This window comes from Pedobacter sp. AC379 (assembly GCF_979258145.1).
In genome coordinates this window covers 2,040,046-2,060,446 of record NZ_OZ409839.1, presented here as the reverse complement: position 1 = coordinate 2,060,446, position 20,401 = coordinate 2,040,046, and the positions used below count along the sequence as shown (strand labels likewise).

17 protein-coding genes are annotated in these 20,401 nt (G+C 39.4%); 4 read left to right on the top strand and 13 right to left on the bottom strand.

All coding sequences use genetic code 11. The features are described 5' to 3' along the window. Positions 1-50 precede the first annotated feature (50 nt). From ACZZZW_RS09070 to ACZZZW_RS09055, 4 genes are all read left to right on the top strand, one after another. Positions 51-725 (top strand): ACP phosphodiesterase, encoded by a 675-nt coding sequence (locus tag ACZZZW_RS09070; RefSeq protein ID WP_055915177.1) that lies wholly within the window; start codon positions 51-53, stop codon positions 723-725. 151 nt (positions 726-876) lie between these two features. After that, positions 877-2,889 carry an NAD-dependent DNA ligase LigA gene (gene ligA / locus ACZZZW_RS09065; protein ID WP_055915180.1) on the top strand — a complete coding sequence of 671 codons (2,013 nt, stop codon included), beginning with the start codon at positions 877-879 and terminating at the stop codon, positions 2,887-2,889. A 79-nt stretch (positions 2,890-2,968) separates the two neighbouring features. Continuing rightward, positions 2,969-3,856 (top strand): 4-hydroxy-tetrahydrodipicolinate synthase, encoded by an 888-nt coding sequence (gene dapA / locus ACZZZW_RS09060; protein ID WP_055915183.1) that lies wholly within the window; start codon positions 2,969-2,971, stop codon positions 3,854-3,856. A gap of 222 nt (positions 3,857-4,078) precedes the next feature. After that, a complete protein-coding gene (locus ACZZZW_RS09055; protein WP_055915186.1) occupies positions 4,079-4,351 on the top strand; it encodes a hypothetical protein in 273 nt (90 codons plus the stop codon). Between the two features lie 40 nt (positions 4,352-4,391). On the opposite strand, the gene ACZZZW_RS09050 is transcribed toward ACZZZW_RS09055, so the two are convergent. The 13 genes from ACZZZW_RS09050 to ACZZZW_RS08990 all read right to left on the bottom strand — a co-directional run bounded on the left by ACZZZW_RS09050 (position 4,392) and on the right by ACZZZW_RS08990 (position 20,361). Continuing rightward, complete coding sequence (locus ACZZZW_RS09050; RefSeq protein ID WP_055915189.1) at positions 4,392-4,892, bottom strand: GNAT family N-acetyltransferase; 501 nt, start codon at positions 4,890-4,892, stop codon at positions 4,392-4,394. A gap of 157 nt (positions 4,893-5,049) precedes the next feature. Next, the gene (locus ACZZZW_RS09045; RefSeq protein WP_055915192.1) at positions 5,050-6,036 is read right to left on the bottom strand and encodes a helix-turn-helix domain-containing protein; all 987 of its coding nucleotides are present in this window, start codon (positions 6,034-6,036) and stop codon (positions 5,050-5,052) included. A gap of 231 nt (positions 6,037-6,267) precedes the next feature. Beyond that, on the bottom strand, positions 6,268-6,444 hold the full coding sequence (locus ACZZZW_RS09040; protein WP_055915195.1) for a hypothetical protein: 177 nt from the start codon (positions 6,442-6,444) through the stop codon (positions 6,268-6,270). 262 nt (positions 6,445-6,706) lie between these two features. Continuing rightward, a complete protein-coding gene (locus ACZZZW_RS09035) occupies positions 6,707-7,948 on the bottom strand; it encodes an aminotransferase class I/II-fold pyridoxal phosphate-dependent enzyme (protein WP_131526940.1) in 1,242 nt (413 codons plus the stop codon). Positions 7,949-8,113: 165 nt separating this feature from the next. Beyond that, entirely contained in the window at positions 8,114-9,745 is a 1,632-nt protein-coding gene (gene ftsZ, locus ACZZZW_RS09030) for a cell division protein FtsZ (protein WP_463497734.1), read from the bottom strand. Positions 9,746-9,875: 130 nt separating this feature from the next. Beyond that, the gene (ftsA, locus tag ACZZZW_RS09025; RefSeq protein WP_055915204.1) at positions 9,876-11,234 is read right to left on the bottom strand and encodes a cell division protein FtsA; all 1,359 of its coding nucleotides are present in this window, start codon (positions 11,232-11,234) and stop codon (positions 9,876-9,878) included. A gap of 5 nt (positions 11,235-11,239) precedes the next feature. Further along, positions 11,240-12,445, bottom strand: coding sequence for a cell division protein FtsQ/DivIB (locus ACZZZW_RS09020; RefSeq protein ID WP_463493014.1), 1,206 nt, complete (start codon positions 12,443-12,445; stop codon positions 11,240-11,242). Then, positions 12,438-13,793, bottom strand: a complete 1,356-nt coding sequence (gene murC, locus ACZZZW_RS09015; protein ID WP_463493013.1) for a UDP-N-acetylmuramate--L-alanine ligase — start codon at positions 13,791-13,793, stop codon at positions 12,438-12,440. The genes ACZZZW_RS09020 and murC overlap by 8 nt, the downstream gene beginning before the upstream one ends. 79 nt (positions 13,794-13,872) lie before the next feature. After that, on the bottom strand, positions 13,873-14,976 hold the full coding sequence (gene murG / locus ACZZZW_RS09010) for an undecaprenyldiphospho-muramoylpentapeptide beta-N-acetylglucosaminyltransferase (protein WP_463493012.1): 1,104 nt from the start codon (positions 14,974-14,976) through the stop codon (positions 13,873-13,875). Positions 14,977-15,026: 50 nt separating this feature from the next. Next, complete coding sequence (locus ACZZZW_RS09005) at positions 15,027-16,220, bottom strand: FtsW/RodA/SpoVE family cell cycle protein (protein WP_055915216.1); 1,194 nt, start codon at positions 16,218-16,220, stop codon at positions 15,027-15,029. A gap of 15 nt (positions 16,221-16,235) precedes the next feature. Further along, a complete protein-coding gene (murD, locus tag ACZZZW_RS09000) occupies positions 16,236-17,624 on the bottom strand; it encodes a UDP-N-acetylmuramoyl-L-alanine--D-glutamate ligase (RefSeq protein WP_463493011.1) in 1,389 nt (462 codons plus the stop codon). 32 nt (positions 17,625-17,656) lie between these two features. Then, positions 17,657-18,904, bottom strand: a complete 1,248-nt coding sequence (gene mraY, locus ACZZZW_RS08995) for a phospho-N-acetylmuramoyl-pentapeptide-transferase (RefSeq protein ID WP_463493010.1) — start codon at positions 18,902-18,904, stop codon at positions 17,657-17,659. Beyond that, positions 18,904-20,361, bottom strand: coding sequence for a UDP-N-acetylmuramoyl-L-alanyl-D-glutamate--2,6-diaminopimelate ligase (locus ACZZZW_RS08990; RefSeq protein ID WP_463493009.1), 1,458 nt, complete (start codon positions 20,359-20,361; stop codon positions 18,904-18,906). The genes mraY and ACZZZW_RS08990 overlap by 1 nt, the downstream gene beginning before the upstream one ends. Between the last annotated feature and the right edge of the window lie 40 nt (positions 20,362-20,401).

Here is a 20,401-nt window from a genome sequence, read left to right as displayed (position 1 = left end):
ATATTTCCACTTCGGGTTTTACAACCTGACAGAAAACATTAACTTGCAGCATGAACTTTTTATCCCATTATTACTTCGACCGGGCAAACAGTAATGCCAATGTGGTAATGGGAACGGTTTTGCCTGATCTGATTAAAAATGCCGCGAAAGAGGCCAATCTGTATCCTCAAAAAAATGAATTTTTATTTAAGGGCAATCCAGATGAAGAGCATTTACTTCTTGGCTGGAAAAGGCACCTTGCAGTTGATCTTTTTTTCCATTCTTCTGATTTCTTCCTCGAAAAAACCTCAGTGCTTAAACAGCTCATTAAACCTATAGTGGAAAATACACCGGTACGTCCATCTTTTCTTGCACATATCGGTTTGGAACTTTTACTGGATCATTTACTTGTAGAACGCAACCTGATCCAGGTAAACGATTTTTATGAGAAGTTAAATGCGGTTAAAAAGGAATCGTTAAGTGATTTCCTCGAGCATTGCAATTTAAAAAACCCTGAGATTTTTTTCAATTTCCTCGAAAAGTTTATTGGCAGCAAATATCTTTTAAGCTATCAAAAGCTCGAAAACATCAGCTACGCTTTAAACCGGATCTGTATGCGTTTGTGGCCTGAAACGCTCAACGAAAAACAGCTCGAGGTACTCACTTTTGAACTTGCGATATTTAAAACAGCATTGGAAAAAGATTTTATGGACATTTTTAAAGATATTGAAGAAAAACTAAGATAATATTCTTGATCATTATCAGTTAAGTGTATTCAACCATTCTTTTATTAAATACAGCCTTTAACAGCTATAATGTTTAGTTAAATCAATTTATCCTCAGGATTTATTTCTCACCGTCATAAAAACCGATTCTTCATTTTTCTATATTTGTCTTATGTCGCTTACTGCAATAAAACAAGAAATGGATGCCCTGGTGGCCGAATTAAACCAGCACAATTATAACTATTATGTGCTGGCCATGCCTACCATCGGTGATTATGAATTTGATAAAAAATTAAAACACCTGGCCGAACTGGAGAAAGCAAACCCGGATTTTGCCGACCCGAATTCGCCTACCCAGCGCGTAGGGGGCGATATTACCAAAAACTTCATTACAGTAAACCATAAATACCCGATGTTATCGTTGGGGAATACCTACAACGAGCAAGATCTGCGCGATTTTGACGAACGCATCCGCAAAGCAATCGGTGATAATTTCCAGTATGTATGCGAACTTAAGTTTGATGGTCTATCCATCAGCCTTACTTACGAAAACGGCAAACTGTTAAGGGCAGTAACCCGTGGGGATGGCACAAAAGGGGATGATGTAACCAATAACGTTAAAACCATCCATACTATTCCCCATCAAATTAAATCTGATGTGGCACCCGATCATTTCGAAATCCGCGGCGAGATATTTATGCATAAAGCGGCCTTTTTACGTTTAAACGCTGCCCGCGAAGAACTGGGCGAAATTCAATACGCAAACCCGCGGAATTTTGCCTCCGGAACAATAAAAATGCAAGACAGTAAGGAAGTAGCCAAACGCCCGTTGGATGGATTTATTTATTTCCTGTATACCGATAAAAATGAATTTAAAACCCATTGGGAAAGCTTAAATGCCGTAAAAGAATGGGGTTTTCATGTATGTGAGCACAACAAACTGGTTTCAGACATTGATGCAGTTTTGGAGTTCATTCACCACTGGGAAGATGAGCGTTTTAAATTGAGTTACGACATTGATGGCATTGTAATTAAAGTTAACAGTTATGCCCAGCAACAGGAATTAGGCTTTACTTCCAAATCGCCACGCTGGGCAATCTCATATAAATACAAGGCTGCCGAGGTGGAAACGGTATTGGAAAAAGTAACATACCAGGTTGGCCGGACGGGTGCGGTAACACCGGTTGCCAATTTAAAACCGGTATTACTGGCTGGCACAACGGTTAAACGGGCCACCTTGCACAATGCCAATGAAATTGAACGTTTGGATCTGCACGAAGGGGATACAGTATATGTGGAGAAAGGTGGAGAAATTATTCCTAAAATTATCAAAGTAAATCTTGATAAACGTTTGCCCGGTGCAGCAAAAGTGCATTATTTACACAATTGCCCTGAATGTGGTACCGAACTGGTTAGAAAAGAAGGCGAAGCGGTACATTATTGCCTGAATGATGAAGGTTGTCCGCCGCAGATTGTGGGAAAAATACAACATTTTATTTCGCGCAAAGCTATGAATATTGATGGACTTGGCGACGAAACCATCGAAACTTTTTACAAGCATGGTTTAGTTAACCACATCAGCGATTTATATACTTTATATCAAAAATCGGATCAGTTAAAAACTCTCGATCGTTTCGGTGAACGTTCAATAGAAAACATGCTTGCAGGGATTGAAAAATCAAAGCAAATGCCTTTTGAAAAAGTCCTCTTCGGACTTGGAATACGTTATGTTGGCGAAACAGTTGCTAAAAAAACAGCTGCCGGAGTTAAAAATATTGATAATCTTGCTAAAGCAACTGTAGAGGAATTGATAGCTATTGATGAAATCGGGCAACGGATTGCAGAGAGCATTGTTGAATATTTTGGAAAACCGGAGCACTTACAGCAGGTAGAATTATTAAAATCAGCAGGATTACAGTTTGAAATTGAAGAAAAAGTAATTACGCTTGATAGTGATAGACTTATTGGAAAAACATTCGTAATTTCGGGCGTTTTTGAAAACTTTAGCCGCGATGAGCTGAAAGATATGATTGAAGCAAACGGTGGCAAGATGCTGAGCGGTATTTCGGGCAAGCTTGATTACCTGGTTGCGGGTGATAACATGGGGCCATCGAAATTGGAAAAAGCAAACAAATTGAATGTTCCGATTATTAGTGATGCTGAGCTTTTAGAAATGATAAAATAAAGTGAGAGAATGACTGAGTTGTTGAATGTTCCAGAATCCTATCATTCAATAATTCAGATTCAATAATTATAAATTAAAAATGAACAAATTTCAGGGTACTGGTGTAGCATTGGTTACGCCTTTCAACAAAGATGGATCAGTTGATTACAATGGCTTAAAAAACCTGATCAATCACATGGTAGACGGAGGGATAGATTACCTCGTTTCTTTAGGTACAACCGGCGAAACCGCCACAATGACCAAAGACGAGAAGAAGAAGGTGTGGGCCTATACTGCTGAAATTAACAATAACAGATTACCTTTGGTTGCCGGAATCGGTGGCAATAATACTTTGGCGGTTGCCGAAGATATCAAATCATTCGATGGAGCTGGTTACAGTGCCATTTTATCGGTTAGCCCTTATTATAATAAACCTACGCAGGAAGGAATTTATCAGCACTACAAATATCTGGCTGAAATTTCTCCTTTAGATTTGATTTTATATAACGTACCTGGCCGTACAGGCAGTAACATGAGTCCGGAGACCACGTGCAGGCTGGCACATGATTTCAAAAACATCATTGCTACAAAAGAAGCTTCGGGTAGTTTTGATCAGTTTAACCAGATTATGAGAGATAAGCCTCAGGATTTTCTTTTAATCTCTGGCGACGATCCGATTACTTTACCAATGGTTGCTTTAGGTGCATCAGGGCTGATATCGGTGATCGGTAACGCATTACCGAAACAACTGTCCGATATGGTTAAACAGTGTTTAGCCGGCGATTTCAAAAGTGCAGTTCCGGCGCATTTAAGTTTAATCGAGTTTACGCGTTTGGCGTTTGCAGAAGGTAACCCGGCCGGTATTAAAGCAGCATTAAAACATTTGGGAATTTGTGGAGACACAGTAAGATTGCCATTGGTTAAAGCTTCGTCATCATTGGAGAAATCGATTATCGCAGAAATGGAAAAACTGAGTGTAGTGGCTTAAATCACTTCATATATTTAAATTCTTCGAACAGATTGTTTGATTTTGCTGAAAAGCGAATGATGGCAATCTGTTTTTTTTGTGTAAATAAAAAATTACGGAAATAAAAATACTGATAATCAGTAGATTATAGATCACCTCTAAAATCCCTAATCTTTACAATTTTTAGGAATATTAAAGGCATCATTATTGAATTGGCATTCATACACACAAATAAACACACATATGAAAAAATTATTGTTAATCGGCCTGGCATTGGTTATGCTGAGCTGTAGGGCCTTTGTTGGCTTCGAACCTACTTTTACGATGGGGATGTCGGAATCTGATTTTAAAAAGAAAAACAAGCCCGAATTGGTGGCTGCTAATGAAGATGGAACCAGAATTTACAGCACTTATCATGCCTCTACTGATTTCAAATTTTTCTTCTTCCGCAATGAAAAACTTGTACGGTTCGAAAAAGGGAAAAATGCAGATGATTATCAGCTATTGAGATACTAGCAAAAAGGGGCTTCCAATACATTTCGAAGCCCTTTTTTTATCATGCAATCAATTTATTTCTTCTTTCAACCAACAGGTTATCCTGCCATACGCCATTGGCCTTACCTATTTTCTCTCTATAGCCTACGACCCTAAAGCCAGCTTTCTCATAAATTTTCAATAGCGCAGAATTCTGCAGGAATATTCCTGCCTGGAGCATCCACATTCCGTTTTTTTCACTTTCATTCACTAATGCACCCAATAATAATGAACCGATCCCCCGGCCTTTGTAACCTTGCTTAACATATACCTCGATTTCTCCCACTCCATCCATATCATAATTGGCAGACACAGGCAAAAGTGCGCTCCAACCTACAATTTGCTCATCCTGATAAGCTACAAACCTGCATTTTTTAAGGTGCGATGAATCCCAGTCCTTCCACGAAATTTCCGGTATTCTAAAGCTTGCTGTTCCTGTATCGATTCCTTCCTGATAGATTGCCCTTACCGCTTCCCAATCTGCTGAACGCATCATTTTTATATCTTCAATCAATTCAACCATTTGAGCGCGTTTTAAATCACAGTTATGTTTAACATCTTAAATTAACTAAACATACCTTATATAAGATGGAATCAGAAAATAAATTTGTCCTGTATTATAAATCAATACAATTATACGATCTAAAACATCTTTCTGATGTTGTTTCGTAACAAAAACGTTAAGGTAACGTTTTAACAGACCGAAGCTTTTTCGCATATTCCAGCGGACTCATTCCGACAATTTTTTTAAAAGAATTATAAAAGGCACTACGGGAAGAAAAGCCTGCACTGTAGGCAAGAGCCTCAAGTGTAAAACTCTGTATAATGTCTTGATTCCGGAGACTATCTTTGATCCAATTCACACGCTGCTGATTGATGTAATCAATAAAACTTTGGTTAAAATAACAGTTTAAAACTGTGGAGAGTTTATGGCTGCTTAACCCCAGGTCTTCAGCGAGCGTATTCAGCCTGATCCCCTTATTTCTGAAAGATTGATTGTTGACCACATAGTTTTCGAACTGCTTACCGTATTTTTCAAGCTCAAGGCTCTGCTTTTTCGGGACAGCATAGTTCTTTTTTATGGCTGATAATGTCGAGGGTTTAATGTTAAGCAATGACGCTACTATTTCGGCAGGAAGCCGGTCTAGATAGTTTGGATTGGTTTGCGCGAAATATAAATACCTTTCTTTAGCATTCCCCACCCTGATAATGTGCGCCCGCTGCTGAGCATCTTTATAGTATTTCTCCAATACTACCCTGAAAATGTAATTAAGTTCGAAGTGATGTTTAAAAAGACGGTTGAGTTCGCCGTTGTGCATGGCCAATAGTTCGGAATCTTCCACAGCTACAGCATATTCCTGAGAGTGCGCCGATCCGTGCAGGCCGGATATGGAACTTACAAAATCATTTTCTACAGAGATATAAGTGGTAATTTTTTGCTTGTTATGGGTAGTGCAGCCCATCAATGCACCTTTTACAATGTAGTACATGTATTGGCATACCTCATTCTCTTTAAAAAGAATCTGATCTTTTTTGATTTTCAGCTTTAAAAGATGTTTTTTAAATTCTCCGGCCAATTCATTGTCAATCGGATGCACCGTATTCATAACATTGAGCACGTGCTCAATATCCTGGCTGTCTGCATTAATGTATTCCAGATTTTCCAACACGTTGCACCTTTTAATCTTGTAAACCTTAACTAATCTTTGATCAGTCGAAAAATGTCAACAGCAGATTTATCGTATAAATGCTGTAACAGTAGAAGCTAGCAAATTTACGTAATGAATGGTAATTTGTGCTATATATTTTACGTATTACAATTTGTGAAACAGTAATTATAACCGCAAAAAAAGCCCCAGAAATATCCTGAGGCTCCGTATTGTTAATATCTTTATTGTTTAAGCTTTGTTTTTAGTTTCCTGAACTTCTAAACGGATGGCCTGAGCTAAATTTTTCAAATCCTGCATACCTTTACGTATACGGGTTCCAGCTGCGCTGTTACCTTTGTTATAAAATTTGTCTGCATCAGCTTCCAAAGCTGTCACTAAACTTTTTACTTCTTCGAATTTTTTCATTTTTAATTACTCCTATGGTTCTTTAAGGTTTTAGTTTTTTAATTATCTACTCTAATTTAAAGTGTTTGAGGAAATAAAAAAATTTTTAAGGGAATAAAAAGCTACCTGCTAAATCGTTTTTTTCCACAATTGATGTACTTATAAACATACTTTAACTGAAAAAACATACATAACAGACTGAAATAAAGCATTATACCAAAAAAACGTAAATAAAAAAGCCCTTTAAACTGATTTAAAGGGCTTTGTAAAATTTTAATTGATCTTAAACGGTTGCGAAAAGATTCTCTTTATAATAGCCGTTTTCCAGTTTTTCTGCTACTTCACTAAAAGCATCCAACGTACGTTGAACATCTTCCAAAGTATGGACAGCTGTAGGAATTAAACGCAATTCGATCATTCCTTTAGGAATTACAGGATAAACCACGATTGAACAGAAAATACTATAATTTTCACGCAGATCGTAAGTAATTGCTGTGGCATCAGAAAGTTCTCCTTTTAAGAAAACCGGTGTTACTACAGAATCTGTTACCCCTAAATCGAAACCACGTTCGCGAAGGCCTTTTTGCAAGGTCATCGCAATTTCCCAAAGTTTATCTTTTAACTCAGGTTGGCTTTTCAGCAGTTCCAAACGTTTTAATAAACCGATTACCATTGGCATAGGTAATGCTTTGGCGAAGGTTTGAGAACGCATGTTATACCTTAAGAAATTGGTAATTTGTTCGGTTGATGCTACAAATGCACCAATACCTGCCATAGATTTTGCAAAGGTTCCGAAATAAACATCAATTCCTTCAATGCAATCCTGAGCTTCGTGTGTACCTGCACCAGTTTTACCCATTGTACCGAAACCGTGGGCATCATCAACCAAAATACGGAAATTGAAATCTTTTTTAAGCTCAACAATCTCTTTTAGTTTACCTTGTGCACCGCTCATTCCGAAAACACCTTCGGTAATTAATAAAATGCCTCCGCCGGTTTCTTCTACCAGTTTGGTTGCACGCTCTAACTGTTTGCGGGCACTTTCTATATCGTTATGTTTGTAAACAAAGCGTTTACCCATATGCAAACGTAATCCATCCACAATACAGGCATGAGATTCTGCATCATAGACCACTACATCGTTTCTATCAACCAAAGTATCGATAATTGATACCATGCCCTGATAGCCATAGTTTAATAAAAATGCATCAGGTTTACCTACAAATTCTGCAAGTTCCTGTTCCAACTGCTCGTGATAATTGGAGTTACCGCTCATCATACGGGCACCCATTGGGTAGGCCATACCGAAACGTGCAGCAGCTTCTTCGTCTGCTTTTCTAACTTCCGGGTGATTGGCTAAACCTAAATAGTTGTTTAAACTCCAAACCAAATGCTCTTTTCCACGAAACTGCATGTGAGGTGCAATTTCTCCCTCTAATTTTGGAAATGAGAAATACCCATGAGACCATTTCTGGTGTTGCCCAAGTGGCCCCATGTGCTTTGCTATCTTATCAAATATATCCAATGTAATATGTGTTTTTTATAATAAAAATTTTGCGAATTTAAGCTTTATTCGTCTTAAAATCAACCTATTCGTCTACAGGTGTTAATTATGGCTTTTAACGTGCTAATTTTATGCCAAAAAAGCCCCGATTTGGTATCGGGGCTTTAAAATTATATTTGGTTTACTTTAGTCAACATTATCGTGCAGGAAAGAATTGTTCGGTCTGATTTCTGTACCGCCGTCCTGATCGTTGCTTAAAGTAAAACGGCTAACCTGGGATTCAGAAGAATGCTGAACTTGTTGCAACTGCATTTGTTTACGTTTGTAAGCCGGTTCGTTCTCCAGTTCCTGTAAACCATTGGTAGTACGCAATTTCATGCTTAAATCCTTTAGACGCAAAATACGTTCTTTGGATTTTTTCAATTGCTCTTCCATTGACTCATCGCTTTTGTCATCATCCAAACCAGCAACCGGCATTTCGATTTCCGGCTCAGGCTCTGGCATTGGCGGCATTTGAGCGGCAGGTGTTTCAAAAACAAAATTCGTTTCAGCTAATTTCACTTCAAATTCAAATCCTGTTTCCGGTGCCTGTTCTACCTGAGGCTCTTCCTCCATCAAGGTATGGCGAACCACGTTGTTATCTGGCTCCTGAACTTTTTGCGGTTCAGATTTATTGAACATACCACCAAAAAGATCTGCCTGAGAAACTTCTTCTTTTGTTTTTAAAACAGGCTCGTAAGACGGTACTGCTTTAGGTTGAATAAAAGAGTTTACTGGTTCAACGGGACGAACTAGCGGCGCTTCCTCTGGTGTTAAAAGTGATACTTTCTTTTTATTTTTTTCTTCGTGTACGCGTTCTTCTGATGTTTGGAAACCTGTAGCGATAATGGTTACTGATAATTTATCGCTTAACGACTCATCTGTACAGTTACCCCAGATCAGATCAGCAGATAAACCAGCTTTTTCCTGAATGTAATCTGTAATGATTGATACTTCATCCATGGTTACCTCACGTAAACCCGAACTGATATTCAATAAAATGTACCGTGCACCTTCTATTTCGTTATCTTTCAATAACGGTGAAGCCAAAGCACCTTCCACGGCCTGCAATGCACGGTCTTCGCCCTCAGCGGCAAAGCTACCCATTATTGCAACGCCGCTATCTTTCATTACGGTACGCACATCTTTGAAATCCACGTTGATATAACCTGGCACTGTAATGATCTCGGCGATACCTTTTGCAGCAGTAGTTAAAATATCATCTGCCTGACCGAATGCTGAACCAAGGGTTAGGTTTCCGAAGATTTCACGCAGGCGATCATTGGAGATTACCAGGTAAGAATCTACATATTTTTTTAACTCCTCCATACCTTCGTCGGCCTGCAGCTTACGCCTCTTCCCTTCGAAAGAAAATGGGGTTGTAATAATGGCAACAGTTAAAATATCAAGCTCTTTAGCGGCTTTTGCAATGATGGGAGAAGCACCTGTTCCGGTTCCACCACCCATACCTGCTGTAATAAAGAGCATTTTGGTTGTGCTGCCTAACATTGCTTTAATATCATCTATATTTTCTATAGCTGAGTTTTTACCAACCTCAGGAATAGAACCTGCACCCATTCCTTCGGTTAAACTCGCACCCAATTGTACCTTGTTGGGTATCGGGCTAGATTCCAAAGCTTGGGCATCTGTATTACAAATAATAAAATCCACACCAGTAATACCAGAAAGGTACATATGGTTCACTGCGTTGCCGCCACCGCCTCCAACACCAATTACCTTGATGATTGAAGACTTATCTTTTAACATTTCGAACTGCATATCTTTATGAATCAGTTGTTTAATAATTCTTAAATTCTGTTCATTACTCAATGTAATATTAACACTTTTTCAACAGACGTTTTCCACAACTGTTGATAATGTGGAAAACTCTTCTTTTGTGGAAAAATAGTTAGCTTTTCAAGTAATCCTCATCACTTACATTCATATCATCCTGAATGAAAGTTCTTGTTTTTGCAAGTAATTTATCGAATAAACCTGGTCCGCGTTTTTCTTTTTCTTTAGCTGTTTTTGGTTTTTCTACAAAAACGCCCGGTTGTTTCATTTCTTCAATCAGCTCTTCGGCTTTTTGAATTCCTTTAATCAATAAGCCAACACTGGTTGCGTACATCGGGCTTTTAAGATCATCGTAAATGGTTTTAGGCATATCTTCGTATTTAGATAAATGCTCATTGGGATAACCGATACGGCAATCTAAACCGGTTACATATTCCACCGCCTGAGATAAGTGTTTCAATAAGGCACCACCACCTGTAATTACAATACCACCGATCAGTTTTTTCTCATAGCCTGATGATTTGATTTCGTAATATACATGCTCAATAATCTCTTCCATACGGGCCTGGATTACATAGGCAAGGTTTTTAACTGAAATTTCTTTCGGTTCGCGGCCACGAAGACCCGGAACGCAAATGATTTCGTTTTCTTTATTCTCCTCAGCAAGTGCAGAACCGAAACGCGTTTTCAATAATTCTGCTTGGTTGCGCATCACTGAACAACCTTCTCTGATATCTTCGGTAACACTGTTGCCACCAAAAGGAATTACTGCTGTATGTCGGATAATGCCTTCGTGGAAAATGGCAATATCTGTAGTACCACCACCAATATCAACCAATGCAATACCAGCTTCTTTTTCTTCCTCGCTCAACACCGATTCGGAAGAAGCCAATGGCTCAAGTATTAAATCCTGAGTTTGTAAACCTGCATTGTTTACACATTTGATAATATTTTTTACTGCGGTAACCTGACCGGAGATGATATGGAAGTTGGCTTCGAGGCGTACTCCTGCCATACCGATCGGATCTTTGATTCCCGGCTCGTTATCAATGGTAAATTCCTGTGGCAATACATGGATGATTTCCTCACCCGGCGGCATTACCAGTTTAAACATATCATCAATCAACTTATCGATATCTTTTTTACCGATTTCGTTGTTTAATTCTCTTCTTGTTAAAATTCCTCTGTGCTGTAAGCTTTTGATGTGCTGACCAGCAATACCCACATTTACCACCTGTATTTCTACATTGGATTGTCCGCTTGCTACTTCAACTGCTTGAGCAATACCCTGCACGGTTTTTTGAATGTTAGAAACCACTCCACGTGTTACCCCCGCTGATTCTGCCTTGCCTATTCCTAAGATTTCTATCTTGCCGTGTTGTGTTCTACGACCAACGATAACACAAATTTTTGTAGTACCGATATCCAATCCTACTACAATGGGCGACTGACTGGTAAATTTTGCCTTGTCCATATTCGTTAATTTTGCTGAGTTTTATACTGTTTTTCCAGGGCTTTGATCTCTTTCTCTCTTGCTTCCTTCTCTTTTTTTAATTGAGCCTGGGATTTTGCCGGCTTTGGCTGTGTTGCTACCGTTTGCTTCGGTTTTTCTTTTTTATCCGCAGGCTTTGTTTCCTTTGGTTTGGTTGCTGATGTTGTTGCAGGTTTTTTCATTTCTGTTTTAACTGCTACAGTTTTTTTAGGCGCTACCTTTTTAGGTTCGGCTTTTTTTGGTGCAGCCTTTGGAGCCTCAACCTTTTTTGGTTCTTCTTTTACAGCCGGATCTGCTTCGGGCCTGTCGTCCATAGCAGCAACTATTGTGCTATTGATTAATGAATCGGCAACACTTCGCTGTATCCTCAAACTATCAGCGGCAGAAAATGTTTTTGCTTTTTTTGCTAAAGCTGAAGAATCTCTTTTTTCGCAGACAATCTGGTTGGTGTATTTAATATTTATGGTTTTATAAGTATCCCAACCTACCTGCGGCATTGCTTTTTTATAAAACAGCAACAGGTTTTTCATTTTCTTTTCGAGCGAATCGGCATTACCCAAAACAATACGTTGGTTACCCACCCTTGGAATGAGTTCTATATCGCTTTTCTGATCTACCACAATCTGTTCTATCTGTGCCTCCCAAAGGGTATCTTTTTTAATGTATTGTGCCGTTTTATATAAATCCCTTGCAAGCTGAGTGTGTAGAGTATCTACTCTACTGCCAAAAACTTCGGCAATGTTCCCTGTTGCTACGAGCACATTCGCTGTGAAATTTGATGAAATGGGCATTTTTAATCCATCATTATCAATATAGAAATCCTGTCCGTTATCATTTAGGATACGCAGAATGGGCTGTCTTTGCTTTACTTCAATGTGCAGTACGCCATCCATATCGACATAAACTTTTGCGAAACCGATATAAGGGTTTGACTGAAGTTTCTTCTCAATTTTATGAATATTGATATTTTCGAGATTCCGGCCTAAAAGTATCCCTTGATCTTCTTTTAAAATGGCATCTATTTCTTCGCGCTCTATAAAGTTATCGGCACCGGGAATTAAGATTTTAACATCAGTGCATTTAACGGTCTGCTTTTTAACGTTGATGAAACTTAAAAGCACCACCACTCCTGCCAGGCTGATCAGCCAGGCAAAGCCGGTAAAAATTGCGCTCCAGTTTATCCGTTTAAGCATTATTCAATATATTTTTAAGTGGCTCAATAATCGTATCGATATCTCCGGCACCAACAGTTAAAATTAATTCAGGTTTTGTATCCTTAACATGCTGAACCACAAATTCTTTTCCACATATTTTTTTATCCGAAAGGGTAATCTTATCCAATAAAAACTGCGAATTAATACCCTCCAGTGGCAATTCCCTGGCAGGATAGATCTCCAAAAGCATCAGTTCATCAGCTGTGCTTAAAACTTTTGCGAATTCATCCGCAAAATCCCTCGTCCGCGTAAACAGGTGCGGCTGAAAAATGACAGTCAGTTTTTTATCAGGATATAAAGTTCTAACCGCGTTGAAACAGGCCTTTAATTCTTCAGGGTGATGTGCATAATCATCAATATAAATCTGATTACCATTGTTGACAACGTACTCAAATCGGCGTTTAACGCCCTTAAAGTTTGCTACAGCCTGTTTTATTTTATCAGCATCTATTCCCAGTTGCAAAGCAATGGCTATGGCAACTGTTGTGTTTTCTACATTGTGCTTACCGGGCAGCATTAAACTGATATCGTTTATCTGATGCGAGCCATCAGCATAATCAAATACAAATTTAGATCCTTCCACTCTCAGGTTCTCAGACCTTGATGTGGCCGTTGAACTTGCCGCGTAACTTATACTCTTTTCAAGTGGCAACCCTTCGTGGGCATATAACCTACCTTCTTCCTTCAGTTGACCTGCAAATAACCTGAACGATTCTTCAAGATGGCTTTTATCACCATAAATATCCAAATGATCGGCATCCATTGAGGTTACCACAGCTACATCGGGATGAAGTGTCAGGAATGATCGGTCGTACTCATCGGCTTCTACTACCACCACATTATTATCTCCAAAAAGCACATTGCTGTTGTAGTTACTGGTGATGCCTCCAAGAAAAGCTGTGCAATCGTAGCCGGTATCCTTTAAAATATGGGCAACGATTGATGAGGTTGTTGTTTTGCCATGTGTACCCGCAATGGCAACACAGAACATCCCTTTACTGATGATGCCCAGCACTTCTGAGCGTTTTTTAAGTGAGAAGGATTTATCTATAAAATGATTTAAAATTTTTGAATCTTTCGGAATGGCCGGCGTGTAAACAATCAGTGTTTCTTCGTGATTATCCAAAAATGCAGCTGGCAGTGAAGCGGTTTCATCAAGATAGGTAATCACAATACCCTCACCTTCTAAAGTCTCGGTTAGCTTAGTCCTGGTTTTATCGTAACCATACACCACCTGACCTCGTTTAGCAAAATAACGGGCAATAGCACTCATGCCGATACCACCGATACCTACAAAGAAAACCCTATTTATTTTACTTAATTCCATTTTTTTAGATTGGAGATGTGAATATGAGATACTATACAAATAGTCTATTCTCAGATCGCACATCTAGTTTCTCATATCTTTACTTAATCAATTTCAACACTTCGCCGGCAATAATCTCGTCTGCTTTTGGAAGTGCCATTTTTCCTATATTTTCAACAAGCTTTGCGCTTTGTTCTTTATTATTTAATAATGATAATGCTTCTTTAACAAGCGTATCTTCTGCAGAACGGTCGTTAATTAAGATCGCAGCTCCATTTTTGACTAAGGCCATCGCGTTTTTGGTTTGATGATCTTCTGCCACATTTGGAGAAGGAACCAGAATTACCGGCTTTTTAATCAAGCAAAGCTCTGCTATTGTTCCTGCTCCTGCCCTACTGATAATTACATCTGCAGCGGCATAAGCCAGGTCCATTTTATTTAAAAACTCAAGTATCCTCACATTGGGATGGTATTCCAGGCCCAATCTTTCAATTATTCCCTTATAGTAATATTTACCCGTCTGCCAGATGACCTGTACATCCTGCGCTAAAATGTCGGGCAGGTGTTTTTCTATTGCCTTGTTCAGTGTGCCTGCGCCCAAACTTCCTCCTGTAACCATAATGGTCTTTTTTAACGGATCGAGCTTTAAAAGTTCTGCGCCCTGGTAGTGTTTACCTTTAATATCAATTACTTCCCGACGGACTGGATTTCCTGTTTTTAAAATCCGATCAGCTGGAAAAAACTGATCCATATGATCAAAAGCCACACATATTTTTGAAGCTTTTCTACCCAGCCATTTATTGGTAACCCCTGCGTAAGAATTCTGTTCCTGAATAAGGTATGGAATTCCTTTTAGGGAGGCAGCATACAATAATGGCCCTGACGCATAACCACCTACTCCCACAACTGCATCTGGTTTAAAGTCACTGATAATCTGCATGGCCCTGCGCACACTCCCGATCACTTTGAATGGTAGCGCTAGGTTTTTAACAATTGAACCACGCTGCATTCCGCTGATATTCAAACCTATTATTTTATATCCGGCCGCCGGAACTTTTTCCATCTCCATACGGCCTGTAGCACCCACAAACAAAATTTCACAGGCCGGCACCATGCGCTTAAGCGCATTGGCTATGGCTACGGCGGGAAAAATGTGCCCGCCGGTGCCACCACCTGATATGATAATTTTTGGGGAATTATTCATTTTAATCCTTTTATATCTTCCACCCGCTTTTAAGAAGGCTGAGTTTTTGTTTACGCAATTGCTGGGATTTCTCCGACGATAACTTTATTTTTTACTTTTTCTTTTTCTTCTTTTATTGATGCGCTTGCATTTTCTTCAACATCACGGCTTACGCTTAAAATAATACCGAAGGCAACGCTGGTAAAAATCATTGATGTACCACCCATGCTTACCAATGGAAGCGGAACCCCTGTTACAGGGCCCAAACCAACTGCTACGGCCATATTGGCAAAAGCCTGTATCGTTAAACTAAAACTTAGTCCGGCAGCCAATAGCGCGCCGAAGGCCTTGGGCGCCCGGGTTACGATCTTGATACATCGGTATAAAAGCACCAGGTAAAGCACCATAATTACAATTCCTCCCAGGGTTCCCCATTCTTCAATAATAATGGCGAAAATAAAATCGGAATAAGGGTGTGGCAGGAAGTTGCGCTGCGTACTATTACCTGGTCCTTTACCAAAAACACCACCAGTGGCCAGGGCAATTTTTGCCTGGTCGGCCTGGAAAGTTTTATCTGAATGCTGCATCTCCGGATGCATAAAGGTATTGATACGTGACATGTAAGTTTTTCTCCGCGGTCCCAAAAAGAACACGAACAGCAACAGGACGAATCCACCTGCACAAACAATGGCAATCTGTTTGATACTGATCCTACCTATGATCAACAGCAATATACTTACACCAAAAAGCATTAAAGCTGTAGATAGGTTGGCGAGTGCAATTAAAACAAACACCACGCAAACCGAACCCATAATCGGTATAAATGACTCTTTAACATTTTTAATGTTTTCCTGCTTTTTAGTGAGCATACGTGCTAAAAAGGTAATCAATGCCAGTTTTGCCAAATCGGAAGTTTGGAAAGTAAGTCCGATCACCGGTATTTTTACCCACCTGGAAGCATCGTTCAAATTGGTACCGAATATTAGCGTGTAAAACAGCAGCGGAATAGTTACAATCATCAGCACTTTGGAAATTCCGGCATAATATCGGTAATCAAGTAAGTGGGCGATATAAATCATCCCGATACCCATCAGCACAAAAATCAAATGCTTGGTGAGCAAAAGTTTTTCTACCGCTTCACCTTTTTTATATGCCAAGGTACCTGTCGCACTGTACACTGCCATTACCGATATAAGCGAAAGCAGGATGATGATCAACCAGATCCATCTATCGCCTTTTGTTTTATTAAGTAGTGCTTGGAACATATATTCAGCCTCCTTTTATAATTCTCTAACTGCCGCCTTAAACTGATTGCCGCGGTCCTCGTAATTTTTAAACAGATCGAAACTTGCACATGCAGGAGAAAGCAGTACCGCATCTCCACGCTTGGCCAGATGGAAAGCAATCTGCGCGGCCTCATCTGCTGAAAAAGTATTTACAATTACCTCAACGTCATCTTCAAATGCATCATGGATGCGCTTATTGTCTTTACCTAGACAAACAATGGCTTTCACCTTACTTTTTACAAGGTCTTTAAGCATATTATAATCGTTCCCTTTATCTACACCGCCCATGATGAGTACCACATCGCTTGTCATGCTCTCCAAAGCATACCATGTGGAGTTTACGTTTGTGGCCTTGCTGTCGTTTATGAAATCAATGCCTGAAATTTTGGCCACGTGCTCTAACCTATGCTCAATATTTTTGAAATTGCCCATGCTTTCGCGAATGGTCTCATTTCTCAACTCTAAAACTTTAGCTACAATGCCTGACGCCATAGAATTGTAAATGTTGTGCTTGCCTTGTAGGGCTAAATCTGAAATCGTCATGGTTAGTGGGTTATTAGGTTCTGTAAGGATATGGATAGTAGTTTCTTCTAAATACGCACCCGGTTCAACTTTTTTTACAATTGAAAAAGGATAGGTTTTGGCCGATGGCCTGGCAATTGCCATGGCCTTCAGGCTCTCTTGGTCATCTGCGCAGTAAATAAAAATATCTTCTGCGGTCTGGTTTTGAACAATGCGCATTTTTGATGCCGCATAATTCTCCAGCTTGTATTCGTACCGGTCTAAATGATCGGGTGTAATATTTAATAAAACAGCGATATCGGCCTTAAATTCAAACATGTCATCAAGCATAAAGCTCGAAATCTCAAGTACATAATATTCATAATCTTCTGTAGCCACCTGAGCAGCAAAACTCTGTCCGATGTTACCGGCCAGGCCTACGTTTAAACCTGCATTTTTAAGAATGTGATAGGTTAATAAGCTGGTGGTGGATTTACCGTTTGAGCCTGTAATGCAGATCGTTTTGGCAGCGGTATATCTTTTGGCAAATTCTATTTCGGATACAACAGGAATTCCATTTGCAACCAGTTTTTTAATAATTGGCGCTGTAGGTGGAATGCCAGGACTTTTGATCACTTCATCAGCATTTAAAATCAGTGCTTCGGTATGCTGCTCAGATTCGAATGTGATAACAAGTTTTTCTAAAGCCGCTTTATATTTATCGGCAATGATTCCGAAATCTGATACAAAAACATCAAAACCTTTGGCCTGAGCCAGTTTTGCTGCACCAACCCCACTTTCGCCGGCACCCAAAATTACCACACGGCGCTGCCCGGTCATCGCTGACTTAGTATTACTTGATGTGATATTATTTGTGCTCATTATTGTTGATTTATTCTTTACTATATTTTCGGCTATCTTAATTTCAATGTTACAATGGTCATAATTGCAAGCATAATCCCGATAATCCAGAACCGTGTTACAATTTTGGCCTCATGGTATCCTTTTTTCTGGTAATGGTGGTGTAATGGTGACATTAGAAAAATCCTTCGTCCTTCGCCAAACTTTTTTTTGGTATATTTAAAATACGATACCTGCATAATTACCGAAACGAGTTCTACCAGAAATATTCCGCATAAAATCGGGATTATCAATTCTTTTCGGATCATGATGGCAAATGAAGCGATGATCCCTCCAATGGCCAAACTTCCGGTATCGCCCATAAAAATCTGTGCAGGATATGAATTGTACCAGAGGAAACCAACGCAAGACCCTACAAATGCACCTGCAAAAATCATCAGCTCTGCGGAGTTGGGTATGTACATGATGTTGAGGTAATCGGCCATAATGGTATTACCAGATACATAAGCCAAAATACCAAGCGTAATCCCGATCACCGCAGATGTACCTGTAGCCAAACCATCTATACCATCGGTGATATTTGCACCGTTTGATACGGCGGTAATAATAAATACCGTTACGATAAGAAAGATAAAAAAGGCATATTTTTGATAATCACCACCCAAGAACTTAAGCACCTTTGCATAATCGAACTCATTGTTCTTATAAAAAGGCATGTTGGTTTTGGTTGATTTTACATCCTGCGTATAATAAAAGGTTTCACCCTTCTGGCGTAACACCATCGGTACGGATGAAGTATTTTTTACATCATCCTGCACGGTTTCTCTTACCACAATATTCGGGTGAAAATACATCGTACAGCCAACGATCAGGCCCAAACCTACCTGGCCAACCACTTTAAAACGGCCTGCTAAACCTTCTTTGTTCTTTTTGAAAACTTTAATGTAATCATCCAGGAAACCAACAGCACCCATCCATACTGTAGTGATGATCATTAAAATCACATATATATTGGAAATATTGGCAAACAGTAATGTTGGAATAAGGATGCCCAGCAGAATAATAATACCACCCATTGTAGGTGTGCCCTGCTTTTGCATCTGCCCCTCTAAACCTAAATTTCTTACAATTTCACCAACTTGTTTTTTATGCAGATAATCAATCAATCTACGTCCGTAAACAGTGGTAATTACCAATGATAAAATAATGGAAATAGATGCTCGGAAGGTGATGTACTGAAACAGCCTTAAACCAGGTATATCGTAATGCTTATGCAGGTATTCGAATAATAAATATAACATTAGCTGATTGGTTTTAATTGTTCAAGTAAAATTTCCTTATCATCGAAATGGTTCCTTACCCCATTAATTTCCTGGTATTTCTCGTGTCCTTTGCCGGCAATTAAAATAATGTCACCTGCTTTTGCCAAATGGCAGGCCGTTTTTATTGCTTCTTTTCTATCTAAAATGGATAGGGTTTTGCGTTTGTTCGTTGGTGAAACGCCTTCTTCCATTTCATTGATAATCGTTTGCGGATCTTCGGTACGTGGATTATCAGAGGTCAGAATTACTTTATCGCTCCAATCGCAAGCCACCTGAGCCATTATCGGGCGTTTGGTTTTATCCCTGTCTCCGCCACAACCAATTACCGTAATTACCTGTTCAGTGCCTTTTCGGATGTTGGCAATAGTGCTCAGAACATTCTGAACAGCATCAGGAGTATGCGCATAATCTACAATGCCGATAATTTTATCGGCTGAGGTGATATAATCAAATCTTCCTTCGGCACCTGATAAACGGCTTAACAATGTCAATACCTTTAGTTTATCCTGTTCCAGTAAAACTGCTGTTCCATAAACTGCCAAAAGGTTATAGGCGTTAAAAGAACCGACCAGTTTGAAGTAAACGTCTTCGTTATCAATATCCAAATGCAGTCCACTGAACTGGTTTTCGATAATTTTCGCTTTAAAATCTGCCAGTTGTTTAAGTGCATAGGTTTTTTTGTAAGCCTTGGTGTTCTGCAACATCACCATACCGTTTTTTTCATCGAGATTGGTGAGTGCGAAGGCAGATTTAGGCAAACCATCAAAAAATGCCTTTTTAGCTTTTAAATAGGCATCAAAGGTTTTATGGAAATCCAAGTGATCATGCGTAAGATTCGAAAATACGCCACCTGCAAAACTCAGCCCTTCAATTCTGTGTTGAGAAACCGCATGCGAACTTACTTCCATAAAACAATAATCGCAGCCTGCATCAACCATTTCTCTTAAAAGCTGGTTTAAGGCAATTGGATTTGGTGTAGTATGTGTAGCGGCAACAACAGTATCATTGATGTAATTTTCCACCGTTGATAAAAGGCCTGTTTTATAACCTAAATCCTTAAACAGTTTGAAAAGGATTGTTGCAATAGTTGTTTTGCCATTTGTTCCGGTTATACCGATCAGCTTTAAATCTGCAGATGGATTTCCAAAATAATTTCCGGCCATGATACCCAAAGCCACCGCAGTATTTTCTACTTTGATATAGGTAATTGTAAAATCATGAACCTCTGGTAAATTTTCGCAAACAATCACTGACGCGCCCTGCGCAATGGTCTGTTCGATGAACAGGTGCCCATCGGCTGCAGTGCCTACTATCGCAAAGAAAACATCATCCTTAGCTACTTTACGCGAATCGAAATTAAGCGCATTGATTTCCCTATCGGTTTTTCCAACCAATTCTTTAATCGTTATGCCGTAAAGTAAATCCTGTAATTGCATTTTTTATTCTTTTATTAGCTGGTAGTACTTATCGGGTATT

Bases quoted from the DNA above. Each gene is read 5' to 3' on its own strand.
- ACZZZW_RS09070 (WP_055915177.1), top strand. From the start codon at position 51: ATGAACTTTTTATCCCATTATTACTTCGACCGGGCAAACAGTAATGCC.
- ligA (WP_055915180.1), top strand. From the start codon at position 877: ATGTCGCTTACTGCAATAAAACAAGAAATGGATGCCCTGGTGGCCGAA.
- dapA (WP_055915183.1), top strand. From the start codon at position 2,969: ATGAACAAATTTCAGGGTACTGGTGTAGCATTGGTTACGCCTTTCAAC.
- ACZZZW_RS09055 (WP_055915186.1), top strand. From the start codon at position 4,079: ATGAAAAAATTATTGTTAATCGGCCTGGCATTGGTTATGCTGAGCTGT.
- ACZZZW_RS09050 (WP_055915189.1), bottom strand. From the start codon at position 4,892: ATGGTTGAATTGATTGAAGATATAAAAATGATGCGTTCAGCAGATTGG.
- ACZZZW_RS09040 (WP_055915195.1), bottom strand. From the start codon at position 6,444: ATGAAAAAATTCGAAGAAGTAAAAAGTTTAGTGACAGCTTTGGAAGCT.
- ftsZ (WP_463497734.1), bottom strand. From the start codon at position 9,745: ATGCAGTTCGAAATGTTAAAAGATAAGTCTTCAATCATCAAGGTAATT.
- ftsA (WP_055915204.1), bottom strand. From the start codon at position 11,234: ATGGACAAGGCAAAATTTACCAGTCAGTCGCCCATTGTAGTAGGATTG.
- ACZZZW_RS09020 (WP_463493014.1), bottom strand. From the start codon at position 12,445: ATGCTTAAACGGATAAACTGGAGCGCAATTTTTACCGGCTTTGCCTGG.
- murC (WP_463493013.1), bottom strand. From the start codon at position 13,793: ATGGAATTAAGTAAAATAAATAGGGTTTTCTTTGTAGGTATCGGTGGT.
- murG (WP_463493012.1), bottom strand. From the start codon at position 14,976: ATGAATAATTCCCCAAAAATTATCATATCAGGTGGTGGCACCGGCGGG.
- ACZZZW_RS09005 (WP_055915216.1), bottom strand. From the start codon at position 16,220: ATGTTCCAAGCACTACTTAATAAAACAAAAGGCGATAGATGGATCTGG.
- murD (WP_463493011.1), bottom strand. From the start codon at position 17,624: ATGAGCACAAATAATATCACATCAAGTAATACTAAGTCAGCGATGACC.
- mraY (WP_463493010.1), bottom strand. From the start codon at position 18,904: ATGTTATATTTATTATTCGAATACCTGCATAAGCATTACGATATACCT.
- ACZZZW_RS08990 (WP_463493009.1), bottom strand. From the start codon at position 20,361: ATGCAATTACAGGATTTACTTTACGGCATAACGATTAAAGAATTGGTT.